Source organism: Yoonia vestfoldensis SKA53 (assembly GCF_000152785.1).
In the GTDB taxonomy this organism is placed as follows: Bacteria; Pseudomonadota; Alphaproteobacteria; order Rhodobacterales; family Rhodobacteraceae; genus Yoonia; species Yoonia vestfoldensis_A.
On the sequence record NZ_CH672414.1, the window covers coordinates 946,539 to 959,458 of the forward strand.

The following is a 12,920-nucleotide window of genomic DNA, read 5'->3' on the forward strand; positions in this document are numbered from 1 at the left end:
GGGCAAGCGTTACTGCGGCACCGCAAAGGTCAGATTGGCCCAAAGCGTTTGCCAAACGGCCCCTGTCGCGTCTTGCAATACAGCGCTTGGTTCGCGGATCAGCACGGCATCCAGCATATATTCATGCGCGGGCAGCACCGCGACACGGGCGATGCCGTCCGCATCGGTGCGGATATAGCTGGTCGTGACCTCGCCTTCGGGGGATCTGGCAAAAACCTCGATCTGGGCATCGGCGCGCGGGTCGTTGCGATAAAATAGCTGGACAGCAATGCCATCGGCCAGATTGGCGGTATAGGGGTTGGTCAGGGCAACAAGCTCGGTTTCCAGCCCGACGCGCCGGTCCGCACCCGCGCCAGACCCTACGCTGACCAAGGATTTGGAAAACCGCATGTAGGTTTCGGTAAATCCCGCATCTGGCAGGCCGCGCGCATCATGCATTGCACGCAGATTACCAAGATCCTTGTGATCGACAAATGCCTGAAACTTTTCCCAATTGGCATATTCAATGCTGGCGGGGGCCGATTGATAGCCCAATATTGCCAGACCATCGCCGATCGGGTCCATTTGCAGAGCGGGCGTATCACCCGGCCTGCCGGTGATTGCCGCTGTCTGGTCGCCCGAAAACTGCAGCGCATTCAAGATGCCACGCGGCAGGAAAGGGATGGTCACGCCAGCAAAGCCTTCGCCATTGACAAGGTTGGCCTGCAACTTACTGTCCGGCGACACCTGATAGTCCAGCGGTGCTATCCAGAATTCATGGGCGGTCGCAGGCACCGCCAATAGACAGAAAATGACAGAAAGTGCGCGCATGATTGGTTCCTTATTCGTTTCCTCTAGGGTGTCGCGCCTGCGCGCATTGTCAAGCGCGCTGCTGGTCACGTTGCTGAGCATGAGTGCCGCCAGCGCGCATGAGGTGATCCCGACCATCGCCGATATGCGGGTGGATGGCGACCGGATCGTGTTCGATCTGCGCGCCAATCTGGAAAGTTTCGTGGCCGGTGTGGACCTGTCGGAAACCACCGATACCGACCTGTCGGCCGAAGCTGCGAGCTATGACAGCCTGCGCGCGCTGGACCCTGACGCGCTGGCCGCGCAATTTGGCGCGTTCTGGCCGCAGATGGCCGCAGCGATCACATTGCGCGCGGGTGATGTGGTGCTGGTGCCGGAACTGGACAGCGTCACGGTACCGCCCATCGGCAACCCCGAACTTTTGCGCACATCCGACATCCGCTTTAGCGCCGCGCTGCCAGCGGGGGCGACATCAATCGAGTTTGGCTGGACGGGGGCGCTGGGGGCCATCGTGCTGCGCCAGATGGATGTGCCTGAACCTTTTGACGGCTATCTCGACAACGGGGCAACATCCGGCCCTGTCGCGCTGACCGGCGGTGACCGGGCGACCGGTTGGCAAACATTCGCCAATTATATTCCCGTGGGTTTCGACCATATCCTGCCCAAGGGGCTGGATCATATCCTGTTCGTGCTGGGGCTGTTCTTTCTGGCAGCACAGGTTGGCCCGCTGGTGTTGCAAATATCGCTGTTCACGCTGGCGCATACGATCACGCTGGCTTTGGCGGCACTTGGCTATGTCAGCATCCCGGGCGAAATCGTCGAGCCGCTGATCGCGGCATCAATCGTCTTTGTCGCGGTCGAGAATATCTATACACGGCAGGTCAGCCGCTGGCGGCCCTATGTGATCTTTGGCTTCGGGTTGCTGCACGGGTTGGGCTTTGCCTCGGTGCTGGGTGAATTCGGCCTGCCGCAGGAGACTTTCGTCGCCGCCCTGATCGGGTTCAACGTGGGCGTCGAGGTCGGCCAGCTTGCGGTGATCGCGGTCATGTTCCTATGTGTCTGGCAGGCCATCCGCATCGACCGTGGCGCCAATGAGGTCGCACAGGGTTTTGCGCTTTATGGCGTGCTGTTTGCGGCCGCCTTGGCGCTGATCGCGCTGAACCCGCCGATGCTGGTGGAATTGATGGAAAACCCTGTCTGGGTCTTTGCCGCACCCTTGGCCGCGATCTTTGCGCTGTCGGGGCTGTCGATTGCGCTGCGCGACCAGATTGATGCCTACCGGCGGATCGTGACGATCCCCGCCTCGGCGGCGATTGCGGCGGTGGGGGCTTTTTGGGTCGTGGAACGGGTGTTTTTGTGAAAAATACCTGCCTGCGGCCAAAAACGCGGGCGCCAAGGGTTGCAGGCTCTTGCACAGGGCAGGGGGTGCCGCTATAGCCGCGGCACTTAATCCCGCAAGCGGGGGCGGGTGTCTTGGGGAGAAATCCCAAGCCATCCACCGGTTGGGCAAATGCCTGATCCCCTGCTGAGGCTGAAACCGGAAAAGGAAACGACCATGGCTCTTCCAGAGTTCTCCATGCGTCAGCTGCTCGAAGCTGGCGTTCACTTTGGCCACCAGACCGCGCGCTGGAACCCCAAGATGGGTCAATACATCTACGGGTCGCGCAACGGCATCCATATCATGGACCTGACACAGACCGTTCCCATGCTGGACCGCGCGCTGCAGGTCATCCGTGACACTGTCGCCAAGGGCGGCCGCGTGCTGTTCGTCGGCACCAAGCGTCAGGCGCAGACACCTGTCATGGAAGCGGCGGAAAAATCCGCGCAATTCTTTATGAACCACCGCTGGCTGGGCGGCACGCTGACCAACTGGCAGACCGTGTCGCAGTCGATCAGCCGCCTCAAGGCGATTGACGAAGCCTCGGCCAACGGTTTCGCCGGCCTGACCAAGAAAGAGCGTCTTGGCATGGAACGCGAGCAGGGCAAATTGCAGGCGTCCTTGGGCGGTATCCGCGAAATGGGCGGCGTACCTGACCTGTTGTTCGTCATCGACGTCAACAAAGAAGCGCTGGCCATCGCCGAAGCCAACAAGCTGGGCATCCCCGTTGTGGCCGTTGTGGACACCAATTGTTCGCCCGCTGGCATTGATTATGTCATCCCAGGCAATGACGACGCGGCGCGTGCCATCGCGCTTTACACCGATCTGGCGGCCCGTGCGGCGCTGGACGGCATGACCGCCCAATTGGGTGCGGCCGGTGTCGATATGGGTGCGATGGAAAACTACGCCGAGGAAACGCTGGCACAAGAAGCGGCAGACGCCGCCGAAGCCGCCAACGCCTGATCGCGTCACAAAACTTTAGGGCAGGGGCGTTATGCCCCGCCCGACACATTCCCTTTCAAGGAGAAGTAACATGGCAATCACCGCTGCAATGGTGAAAGAGCTGCGCGACAGCACAGGCGCAGGCATGATGGACGCCAAGAAGGCGCTGACCGAAACCGATGGCAACATGGAAGCCGCCGTTGACTGGCTGCGCACCAAGGGCCTGGCCAAAGCTGCCAAAAAGGCTGGCCGTACCGCTGCCGAAGGTCTGGTGGCCGTCGCTGTCGAAGGTGGCAAGGGCATCGCCGTCGAAGTGAACTCTGAAACAGATTTCGTCGCCAAAAACAGCGATTTCCAGAAAATGGTCCAGGGCATCGCCGATGTCGCCTTGACCGTGGATGACGTGGACGCGCTGAAAGCGGCTGACATGGGTGGCAAAACAGTCGAACAGACTGTCACAGACACCGTCGCCGTGATTGGCGAAAACATGTCCGTGCGCCGTATGGCGGTGCTGACTGGTGGTCAGGTTGTGACCTATGTCCACAATGCGGCCGCCCCCGGCATGGGCAATATCGGCGTTCTGGTCGCAATGACCGGCGACAACGAAGCGTTTGGCCGTCAGGTCGCAATGCATATCGCCGCGGCCAATCCGTCTGCGCTGTCCGAGGCTGATCTTGACCCCGCGATGGTCGAGAAAGAAAAGCAGGTCCAGATCGACATCGCCCGCGAATCCGGCAAGCCCGATGCGGTGATCGAAAAGATGATCGTTGGCCGTATGCAGAAATACATGGCCGAAGTCACCTTGCTGAGCCAGCAATTCGTGGTGAACCCCGACCTGACCGTCGCTGCTGCCGCCACCGAGGCTGGTGTCACGATCACCGGTTACGTGCGTCTTGAAGTTGGCGATGGCATCGAAGTCGAAAAAGAAGATTTCGCCGCCGAAGTGGCCAAGCTGAACAGCTAAGCCGCTGGTTATAAACGACAAAGGCCCGCAGCGATGCGGGCCTTTTGCGTTTGGGGCAGGGGTCACGCGCTGCGTGGTCCTATTAATCGGACATTACCCATGCGTCCCAAGATAGCCGGTCAAAGCCTCCATCGCCAAAGGATAGCCCGCAGCGCCAAAGCCGCAGATCTGCCCGATGGCGACCGGCGCGATATAGGATTGATGGCGAAACGCCTCGCGGGCATGAATATTCGACAGGTGCAATTCGACCACCGGCAGCATGATCGACGAGACCGCATCCATCAGCGCGATTGACGTATGCGTATAGGCGCCAGCATTCAGGATGATCCCGTCAAACACCCCGCGCGCGGCATGCAGCCGGTCGATCAGCACGCCTTCGTGGTTGGACTGGACGAATTCAACCGTCACGCCCAGCGATATGGCCTTGGCGGCGCAGATCGCTTCGATGTCTTGCAGGGTCGTGGGGCCGTAAACCTCTGGCTGGCGGGTGCCGAGCAGGTTCAGGTTAGGGCCATTCAGGATCAGGATCGCATGTTGCATGACAGGTCTGTAGCATCATTGCGCGACGGGTCAAAAGAGAAATGCAGCCCCCGGCACGACCACCCAATCTAAAGCCGTTAACCAATCTTAAGCATTCGCGCCATACGGGTACTGGATCGCTGCCGCGTGATGGTTTAGACCGCGATGGGCGACCACTTGCTGACAGGAAAGACCCCCGATTGTGACGCATGCGAAAGTCATCATCACCACGATGAAGAACGAGGCGCCCTATATTCTTGAATGGGTCGCGCATCATCTGGTCATCGGCTTTGACCATATCGTGGTGCTGACCAATGATTGCACAGATACCACCAATGCCATTCTGACGCGGCTGGACGCACTGGGATATGTGACGTTCCAGCCCAACAAAAAAGGGCCGGGCGGGGTGCATCGCACGGCGATCCGGCGTGCGCAGCGGCTGGATGTGGTGCGCAAGGCGGAATGGCTCTATGTCACCGATGCCGATGAATTCCTCAATATCCATTGCGGCGACCATTCGGTTGATGCGCTGATCGCGGCCAGCGGCGGCGACGGTGTCGATGTGATTTCAGTGCCATGGCGGATCTTTTCGTACAACAAGCGTGTCATTCTGCGCGACAGCCCCGTAACTGTGCAATTCACCGATGCCGAGCCTGCCTATGCCGATGGCGGGGCGGGACGGCGTTTCGTGAAATCTTTGTTTCGCAACAAGGATGTGTATCACCGGATCGGCCTGCATAATCCGCATGTGCGCGCCGAACATGGCACAGATCTGACATGGGCGCTGCCCGGCGGGCTGCAAGCCTCGCGCCTGCAGGCAGGTAACCACGCCCAGCCCCCCTTTGGCGAAGAATTCGCGCAGATCAACCATTATGCCGTGCGCTCTGCACAGGCCTATCTGCTCAAACGCTATCGTGGGCGGGCCAATCACCAAAGCCATGTGCTCGATACCGGGTATTGGGACCGCTGGAACCGTGGCGGCTGCGAGGATACAACGATCCACCGCTATGCAGCACTGACGCAGGCCCTGCTGGATATGTTCAAGGCCGATCCCGTGCTGGCGCGGATGCATCGCAAGGGGTTTCGCTGGCACAAGGCGAAACTGGCCGAACTGCTGCAGGACGACGCCTATGCCGATCTCTACGCCAAGATTTCGGCGTCCGATCCGGTGTCTGTGGTCAAAAAGGATCGTGACATCCGCGAATCGCGCGACAGCGTTTCTGAACAACAGGATCATATCGATGATACGCCCTGCGCTTAAAGGTATCGGCACGTTGTGGATCGGTGGCCCGCTCAGTTTTCTTGAACAGATGTGCCTGTTGTCCTTTGTGGCCCAAGGCCACAAGGTCACGCTGTTCCATTACGGCGAGATTGCGCATGTCCCCCAGGATATCGAGGTGATCGACGCGCGCGAAATCCATGATCCCGCCATGATCATCTATAACAAACAATTCGGCACACCCGTGGTGCAATCGGATATTTTCCGGCTGCACATGCTGCGTCAGACCAATCTGATCTTGGCTGATTCCGATGTCTTGTGCCTCAGGCCCTTTGATCTGCCTACCGATCATGTGTTCGGCTATTTCCGGCGGCGCGAACTTTGCAATGCGATCATCGGCTTGCCGCAGGACAGTCCGGGGCTGAATGCCTATCTGGATTATGTGCAGGACGAATACCCGATCCCGCCGAACCTGCCCCCCGAAGACCACGACAGAATGCTCGCTCTCAAGGCTGCGGGGCAGATCAAACATGCGTCCGAACAGGCGCATAGTGTCTATGGGCCAGGGGTTTTCACGACTTTCATGGAACAAAGCGGCGAAATCAGCCATGCGACGCCGCCATCGGTGTTTTATCCGCTGCCGTTCCGACAGGCCGGACAGATCAGCGATATCCATGTGCGTGAATTTCGCGCGGCCTATATCAAGGATGACACGCTGGGCGTTCATCTATGGGGGCGGCGGATTCGCTGGTGGGTGCACGGGCGCGGCATCGCGCGCTATAGCTTGATGGACCGCACCCTGCGCCACCTAGGCATCGACCCCAAGGCAGCCCCGATCCAATTGCCATCACGCATCCCGACATCGGCATGATCGCGCAAGGCTGCTTCCCTCTGACCCCGAAAAGATGCTACCAACCCTGTGTAGTGTTGCACCAGTTTCGCAGGATAAGTTGTTATGACCAGTAAAGTGATCGGCGTTTTGCCCGGCATCTCCACCGAAGAACAGCCCAAAAAGGCGCGCCGGATGTCCAAGGATTCCGTCAGGCGCAAATTCCTCGAAAAGCTGCCCAAAGGTGGGATTGCCGTTGAAATCGGCGTCTGGCAGGGCGAATTTTCCCCCACGATCATCGAATTGATCGCCCCCGAAAAACTGGTACTGATCGACCCTTGGGCGCATATCGAGGATGACAGCCATGCCGAGGCTTTCGTCGGCCGCACCGGCAAGACCAAGATGGACCGGATCTTTGACGGCGTGGTCAAGAAATTCGAGACCGAAATCGCGGCGGGGCAGGTGGCGCTGATACGTGATTTTTCGGTGCCAGCGCTGGCGCAATTCACCGATCAGTCAATTTCCTTTGCCTATGTCGATGGCGATCATTCCTATGAAGGCGTCAGCGCCGATCTGGCGTCTTTGTTCCCCAAGATGAAGCGCGGCGGCATCATGGCCTTTGACGACTATCATCGGCGCGGCTGGTGGGGCGACGGCGTGATCCGTGCAATCAACGAATTTCTGGGCGCGCATCCACGCGATCTGCGCATCCGCGCGGTTGTCGGCGCACAGATCGCGATCGAAGTTCTTGATCCGTCCGACCAGACAGCGTGATCTTGCCATCATGAAACCATCCATGACGGGTGCCGCATGCGTCTGATCGTGTCCACCATGAAGGACGAAGGCCCGTTCATCCTTGAATGGATCGCGCATTACCTTGCGCTGGGGTTCGACCATTTCATCATCAACAGCAATGATTGTTCCGATGGCACCGATCTGATCCTGCAACGCCTGCAGGATATGGGGATCGTGACGCATATCGCCAACCAGGGGCCATGGGAGGGCGGGCCACAGCGCGCCGCCTACGACAATGCGATGGCCCATCCCAAATACGCCGAAGCCGAATGGGTGCTTGTCTGCGATGCCGATGAATTTCTCGACATCAAGGTCGGCGACGGGACGCTGGATGCCTTGTTTGCCGCCGCACCTAAGGCGACAGCCTTTACCTTTATCTGGCAATTGTTCGGCCACAACAATATCGTCACATTCCACGACCGCCTGATCACCACACAATTCACCCGTTGTGCTGCACCACAACAGATCCATCCGATGCAATCGCGTGCAATCAAGACATTGTTTTGCAACAACGGCCAGTATCGCCTGATTTCAACCCATCGGCCCAAAGGCATCCTGCCAAGACGCGTGAAACATGCCTATTGGGTCGATGGGAATGGTGACCGGCTGACAGGTTTCGAACATCAGGGCTGGGCCTTTCTGGGCACCGGCCACGGCTATGGTGACCGGCTGGCGCGGATGAACCATTACGCTGTGCGCAGCTTGGAATCCTATATGATGAAACGGCTGCGCGGTGACGTGAACACCACGTCCTTTCACGGCAAAATGGAAGAAAGCGGCGAAACATACTGGCGCTTGCACTGCTGGAATACGGTTGAAAATCAAAGCCTTGCACAGCGAAGCGCCGCTATTTCGGCGGGCATGGACCGGTTGAAATCAGATGCTTTGCTGCACAAGTTGCACCAACAATCTGTCAATTATCACCAAAATCGTATCGCCAGCCTGCGATCAACGCCGCAATTCACCGCTTTTGTTGAAAAATACAGCGATTTTATGGGCGATCGCCCGCATCTGTTAAAAGACAACGTGCTGACCGACCTGAACAAAGCCTATGATACGCAGACATTTGATGTGACCACGCTTTTGTCGGATTTCCAGATCACGCGGTACAAGGAAATGCGCACGCGGCGTGTTGTGCGCAAATGGCCGTGGTTCGCGGGTATGGATGCGCTGGAAACATCAACAGACCCCGAAATATTCAACCGGATTGGCACTAGCGGACCAATGCCGCGCATGACCGCCGGCGCGCTACCCGCCTTGCCAGAGGCCCTGACGCAGGGCATCACCGCCGCCGTTTCTGCCCACCACGCCAAAGCACCGCACCAGCCGGTCACCGCGCGGTTTCTGGCGCAGGCAAGCGCGCTCAAATGCAAAAGCTGGCTTTTGATCGGGGGCAGGGATCGGGCATTGATCGACGATATCCTGACCCGCAATGAGGTTGAATCGTTGATCGTCATCGACCCTTGGGGCCTGCGCGACTCGCATCTGGCACCCGGCAGTGTCGTACCAGATGCCGACCGGCTTGCGCTTGATCATGCATTTTTCCAGACAATCGTGATCTATGCCGATGCGATCAAATCCGGTCGCTTGCGTTTCGTGCGGTCGACACCGGCTTCGGCCTTGAAACTGATCGAGGACCGATCGCTTGATGTCGTGATGATCGCCGGCACAAAACCTGCAGACCGCGCCTTACGCTTGATGGAACGCGCCGCGCATAAGTTGCGCAAGAACGGCCGGTTGTTGTTCAACGGCTACCGTGTACGCACCAAGAAAGGCCGCGAAATGATTGGTGCTATTCACAAATTCGTCGCAGCATCACCCGGACGGCGGCGTTTTTTGGCGGCGCACGGCCATCATGTGGCGGTGGAATTGCTGCCGGTACTGCGCAAGCGTGATTACTGATTTAACATAATACTGATTATGCGCCTTAAAGATCATCCAAACAGGCCGCGCAATCCGCGGCCCTATCGCGCGTCTGACACATAGGATGTGCGGTCACCCTTGGGCCGCGCTTCTTCGGGCATGACGCCGGTGACCAGATAGATCACCTGCTCGGCCATATTGGTGGTCAGATCGCCCATCCGTTCGATATTCTTGGCCATGAAATGCAAATGCATGCAGGCCGTGATGTTGCGCGGGTCTTCCATCATGAAGGTCAGGAATTCGCGGAACAGCGCGTTGTACATCTGGTCCACTTCCTGATCGCGCTGGCGGACTTCCTCGGCCAGTTGCGCATCGCCGCGGACATAGGCATCAAGCGTGTCTTTCAACATACTTTCAACCTCGCGGGCCATGCGGCGCAAAGCGGCGTCAGACCCGCTGACCGGCGCCATTTCAACCAGCACGCTGGTGCGTTTGGCGATATTCTTGGCGTAATCCCCGATCCGTTCCAGCGATGCAGCCAGCCGCAGCACGGTTAGGATGGCGCGCAGATCCTTGGACACAGGCGCGCGCAGCGCGATGGTGCGCGCGGCCTCTTCGTTGATCTGTTCTTCCAGCGCGTCGATCACCTTGTCAGCCTTGCGCACGACTTCGGCCAGTTCGACATCGCGGTCGCCCAGCGACCGCGCCGCATTCGTGATCGCATCCTCGACCAGCCCGCCCATCTTGACGATCAGCGTTGTGATCACTTCAAGATCTCGGTCATAGGCGGACGAGATATGGTCGTTCATTTCAGGCTCCTGTCGACAAGGCTTCGTGGTTAACACGGCGGATTGATCGCTTTTGTGTCAATTGTGTAAATGTTTTATGACAAAGACTCCACCGGCAAAAAGATCGACACCCGCGTGCCCTGTCCCAGCTCGCTTTCGATCAGCAGATGGCCACGGTGGCGGTTGACGATATGCTTGACAATGGCAAGGCCCAGCCCGGTGCCGCCAACCTCGCGCGACCGATGCGTATCAACACGGTAGAACCGTTCGGTCAGCCGCGCGATATGATGCGAAGCGATCCCGTCGCCCTTGTCGGTAACGCTGATCTGCACCCCCTGCCCGCGCAGCCGCAGATGATTGGTTGGCTCATGCAGCGTGACGACCAGTTCCTTGCCGGACCCGCCATATTTGATGCCATTCTCGATCAGGTTGGCAAAGACCTGCGTCAATTGCCCCGCATCGCTTGGCACGCGCATCACATCGCGCGCAAGGTCCAGCCGGACTGTGACATCGGCGGCGGCGGCCTGTGGTTCCAGCCCCTTGATCACCGAGGCCAGCAATCCGCACAGATCGACCAATTCGCGCGGGCGGACACGTTCGTCTTCTTCCACGCGGCTGAGCGACAACAAATCATCAACCAGCCGCGTCATCCGTTCAGCCTCATGCGCCATGATCCCCAGAAACCGCGCCCGCGCGGTGGCGTCATCACGCGCCGCCCCGCCCAGCGTTTCGATGAACCCCAGCAAGGCCGTCAGCGGCGTGCGCAATTCATGGCTGACATTGGCCACGAAATCGCGCCGCATCTTGCCGACATCCTCGGCTGCGCTCTGATCCTCGAAACACAGCACGATATCTTGGCCGGCAGCAGTGATATGCACCAGATAGGGCGTGTCCTTGTCGCGGTCACGGAACACGAACCGCACAGAGGCCGCCCTGCCAGAGCCGCGCACCCGCGCGATCGCGTCGATCACGCCGGGTTGGCGCAGCGCGGTGATATGGTGCTTGCCGGTCAGGTCACGGCCCAGGATCAGGTCGAGCGCGGGGTTGGTGGCACGAATGCGCTCATCCTGGCCAATCACCAGCACAGGCATCGGGATGGCGGCGATCAGCGACAGGGTGGTTTCGGTCAAGACAGGCCCTTTCATGTGTTTGACGGCTGTAGTGCGATCTTGATACCACACAGGCAAGAACAAATCTTGCCGGTGCAGTCTGCGCTACATGCTGCGGGGGAATATGCTAGTTTTGAAACAATGTTGTTAGATGGTTCAGAAAGCGCGGTGGTTTTCACGCGTTTTCTAGGTGGTGGTGATGATGATGATGAAAGTCGCGGATGCGGCCTGCGTTCAAGGCATAACGATACTGGTGATTGGTGATCTGGACCAGTGGCAGGCAAGCGGGCGGTTACGCGGGGTTCCGGCGGGATGTGTCTATCTGGGTATCGACCAGTTAAACCCTTTCACGCTGCGCCGCCACGCGCCCGACCTGATCCTGTCGCCGCTGTTATCGGATGGTTTTGATGCCGTCGATGTGGCCGAAAAGCTCAATGCCACGCAGTTCCGCGGCATGTACCGTGTGGTTGCCGACAACCTGCCCGATCCAGAGATCATCCGCGGGGATATCCGCGCCGCCGCACCCGATCTTGATTTCGACCTGCTGGTGCTGCCGCGCGAGACCCCCTAGATCGCGCGCAAATCCTGGCGGAACCGCGCCGCGTTTTTCTGGTACTGCAGCGCCGAGGCTTGCAGCCGTGCAATCGCCGCCGCATCCAGCGCGCGCACGACCTTGCCGGGCGCGCCCATGACCAGTGACCCATCTGGGATCACCTTGCCTTCGGTCACCAGCGCCCCTGCCCCGATCAGGCAATTGTCCCCGATCACCGCCCCGTTCAGCACGGTCGCGCCCATGCCAATCAGGCTGTTGGCGCCGATGGTGCAGCCATGCAGCATTGCCTTGTGGCCCACGGTGCAGCCCGCGCCGATCACCAAAGGATGGCCCATATCAGTGTGCAAAACACAGTTTTCCTGAATATTGGTGCCTGCGCCGATATGGATCGTCTCATTATCGCCGCGCAGGGTGCTACCAAACCAGACAGAGGATCCCGCGGCCAGTTCCACCCGCCCGATCACGAAACACCCCGGCGCGACCCAGGCATCATCCGCGACCACCGGTGCCAGATCGCCAAGCGCGTAAAGGCTCATGTCAATTCTCCAAATTGGGTTTGCAGGCTGCGGACATGGTCAACCAGTTGCGGTTGCTGGCTGCGGCGCAACCGTTCGGCGCTGATGATGGTTTTCAGCGCCTGTTCTGTCGCGTCGATATCGTCGTTCACCAGCACATAATCATAGCCATCCCAATGGCTGATTTCATCCCAGCTTTTCTGCATCCGCTTTTCGATCACCTCTGGGCTATCCTGCCCGCGTGTCACCAGACGCCGGTGCAATTCGGGGATCGAGGGTGGCAGGATGAAGATCGACAGCACATGCGGGCTGAGGCTGGAATTGCTGATCTGCTGCGCGCCCTGCCAGTCGATGTCGAACAACACATCGCGCCCGTCCTCGATGGCGGTCTGCACAGGGGCCTTGGGCGAGCCATAGTAATTGCCGAACACCAACGCATGTTCCAGCATGTCACCCGCCGCGACCTGCGCCTGAAACGCATCCTTGGTGACAAAAAAATATTCGCGCCCGTCCAATTCGCCCGCGCGCGCGGGCCGCGTGGTGGCCGATACCGAAAACCGCAGGCTGCCGTCCCACTGGCGCAGACGCCCTGCAAGCGTGGATTTCCCAGCGCCAGAGGGCGAGGAAAGTATAATCAAAAGGCCGCGCCGTTGCATC

Annotated in this window: 14 protein-coding genes; 8 read left to right on the plus strand and 6 right to left on the minus strand. The window is 59.2% G+C overall.

Going from position 1 to position 12,920, the window contains the following annotated elements:
• Positions 1-9: 9 nt before the first annotated feature.
• Positions 10-810, minus strand: a complete 801-nt coding sequence (locus tag SKA53_RS04605; RefSeq protein ID WP_040483127.1) for a DUF4198 domain-containing protein — start codon at positions 808-810, stop codon at positions 10-12.
• Here SKA53_RS04605 and SKA53_RS04610 point away from each other — a divergent pair.
• The 3 genes from SKA53_RS04610 to tsf all read left to right on the plus strand — a co-directional run bounded on the left by SKA53_RS04610 (position 809) and on the right by tsf (position 4,073).
• The gene (locus SKA53_RS04610; RefSeq protein WP_110549006.1) at positions 809-2,149 is read left to right on the plus strand and encodes a HupE/UreJ family protein; all 1,341 of its coding nucleotides are present in this window, start codon (positions 809-811) and stop codon (positions 2,147-2,149) included. The two genes, SKA53_RS04605 and SKA53_RS04610, sit on opposite strands and share 2 nt — an antisense overlap.
• Positions 2,150-2,344: 195 nt before the next feature.
• Positions 2,345-3,130: a 30S ribosomal protein S2 gene (gene rpsB, locus SKA53_RS04615; RefSeq protein ID WP_040483128.1), complete on the plus strand. Its 786-nt coding sequence runs from the start codon at positions 2,345-2,347 to the stop codon at positions 3,128-3,130.
• 70 nt (positions 3,131-3,200) lie between these two features.
• Entirely contained in the window at positions 3,201-4,073 is an 873-nt protein-coding gene (gene tsf, locus SKA53_RS04620) for a translation elongation factor Ts (RefSeq protein ID WP_007204901.1), read from the plus strand.
• A gap of 93 nt (positions 4,074-4,166) precedes the next feature.
• Here the strand turns inward: tsf and aroQ are convergent, their stop codons facing one another.
• Positions 4,167-4,613 (minus strand): type II 3-dehydroquinate dehydratase, encoded by a 447-nt coding sequence (gene aroQ / locus SKA53_RS04625; RefSeq protein WP_007204902.1) that lies wholly within the window; start codon positions 4,611-4,613, stop codon positions 4,167-4,169.
• Positions 4,614-4,794: 181 nt separating this feature from the next.
• Between aroQ and SKA53_RS04630 the strand changes: the two genes are divergently transcribed.
• The 4 genes from SKA53_RS04630 to SKA53_RS15005 all read left to right on the plus strand — a co-directional run bounded on the left by SKA53_RS04630 (position 4,795) and on the right by SKA53_RS15005 (position 9,337).
• Complete coding sequence (locus tag SKA53_RS04630) at positions 4,795-5,853, plus strand: glycosyltransferase family 2 protein (protein ID WP_007204903.1); 1,059 nt, start codon at positions 4,795-4,797, stop codon at positions 5,851-5,853.
• Complete coding sequence (locus SKA53_RS04635) at positions 5,834-6,682, plus strand: hypothetical protein (protein ID WP_007204904.1); 849 nt, start codon at positions 5,834-5,836, stop codon at positions 6,680-6,682. The genes SKA53_RS04630 and SKA53_RS04635 overlap by 20 nt, the downstream gene beginning before the upstream one ends.
• Positions 6,683-6,766: 84 nt before the next feature.
• A complete protein-coding gene (locus tag SKA53_RS04640; protein ID WP_007204905.1) occupies positions 6,767-7,414 on the plus strand; it encodes a class I SAM-dependent methyltransferase in 648 nt (215 codons plus the stop codon).
• 36 nt (positions 7,415-7,450) lie between these two features.
• Positions 7,451-9,337 carry a glycosyltransferase family 2 protein gene (locus SKA53_RS15005; RefSeq protein ID WP_007204906.1) on the plus strand — a complete coding sequence of 629 codons (1,887 nt, stop codon included), beginning with the start codon at positions 7,451-7,453 and terminating at the stop codon, positions 9,335-9,337.
• Positions 9,338-9,399: 62 nt separating this feature from the next.
• On the opposite strand, the gene phoU is transcribed toward SKA53_RS15005, so the two are convergent.
• Together phoU and SKA53_RS04655 are read right to left on the minus strand one after the other, a co-directional pair.
• Entirely contained in the window at positions 9,400-10,107 is a 708-nt protein-coding gene (gene phoU / locus SKA53_RS04650) for a phosphate signaling complex protein PhoU (protein ID WP_007204907.1), read from the minus strand.
• 74 nt (positions 10,108-10,181) lie between these two features.
• Complete coding sequence (locus SKA53_RS04655) at positions 10,182-11,231, minus strand: ATP-binding protein (RefSeq protein ID WP_007204908.1); 1,050 nt, start codon at positions 11,229-11,231, stop codon at positions 10,182-10,184.
• Between the two features lie 163 nt (positions 11,232-11,394).
• Here SKA53_RS04655 and SKA53_RS04660 point away from each other — a divergent pair, with 163 nt between their 5' ends.
• Complete coding sequence (locus SKA53_RS04660; RefSeq protein ID WP_007204909.1) at positions 11,395-11,766, plus strand: hypothetical protein; 372 nt, start codon at positions 11,395-11,397, stop codon at positions 11,764-11,766.
• On the opposite strand, the gene SKA53_RS04665 is transcribed toward SKA53_RS04660, so the two are convergent.
• Complete coding sequence (locus SKA53_RS04665; protein WP_007204910.1) at positions 11,763-12,284, minus strand: gamma carbonic anhydrase family protein; 522 nt, start codon at positions 12,282-12,284, stop codon at positions 11,763-11,765. The two genes, SKA53_RS04660 and SKA53_RS04665, sit on opposite strands and share 4 nt — an antisense overlap.
• A complete protein-coding gene (gene gmk / locus SKA53_RS04670) occupies positions 12,281-12,919 on the minus strand; it encodes a guanylate kinase (RefSeq protein ID WP_007204911.1) in 639 nt (212 codons plus the stop codon). The genes SKA53_RS04665 and gmk overlap by 4 nt, the downstream gene beginning before the upstream one ends.
• Position 12,920 lies beyond the last annotated feature (1 nt).

Coding starts and splice junctions, on each gene's coding strand:
- SKA53_RS04610 (WP_110549006.1), top strand. CDS start 809: ATGATTGGTTCCTTATTCGTTTCCTCTAGGGTGTCGCGCCTGCGCGCA.
- SKA53_RS04605 (WP_040483127.1), bottom strand. CDS start 810: ATGCGCGCACTTTCTGTCATTTTCTGTCTATTGGCGGTGCCTGCGACC.
- rpsB (WP_040483128.1), top strand. CDS start 2,345: ATGGCTCTTCCAGAGTTCTCCATGCGTCAGCTGCTCGAAGCTGGCGTT.
- tsf (WP_007204901.1), top strand. CDS start 3,201: ATGGCAATCACCGCTGCAATGGTGAAAGAGCTGCGCGACAGCACAGGC.
- aroQ (WP_007204902.1), bottom strand. CDS start 4,613: ATGCAACATGCGATCCTGATCCTGAATGGCCCTAACCTGAACCTGCTC.
- SKA53_RS04635 (WP_007204904.1), top strand. CDS start 5,834: ATGATACGCCCTGCGCTTAAAGGTATCGGCACGTTGTGGATCGGTGGC.
- SKA53_RS04640 (WP_007204905.1), top strand. CDS start 6,767: ATGACCAGTAAAGTGATCGGCGTTTTGCCCGGCATCTCCACCGAAGAA.
- SKA53_RS15005 (WP_007204906.1), top strand. CDS start 7,451: ATGCGTCTGATCGTGTCCACCATGAAGGACGAAGGCCCGTTCATCCTT.
- phoU (WP_007204907.1), bottom strand. CDS start 10,107: ATGAACGACCATATCTCGTCCGCCTATGACCGAGATCTTGAAGTGATC.
- SKA53_RS04655 (WP_007204908.1), bottom strand. CDS start 11,231: ATGAAAGGGCCTGTCTTGACCGAAACCACCCTGTCGCTGATCGCCGCC.
- SKA53_RS04660 (WP_007204909.1), top strand. CDS start 11,395: ATGATGATGATGAAAGTCGCGGATGCGGCCTGCGTTCAAGGCATAACG.
- SKA53_RS04665 (WP_007204910.1), bottom strand. CDS start 12,284: ATGAGCCTTTACGCGCTTGGCGATCTGGCACCGGTGGTCGCGGATGAT.
- gmk (WP_007204911.1), bottom strand. CDS start 12,919: ATGCAACGGCGCGGCCTTTTGATTATACTTTCCTCGCCCTCTGGCGCT.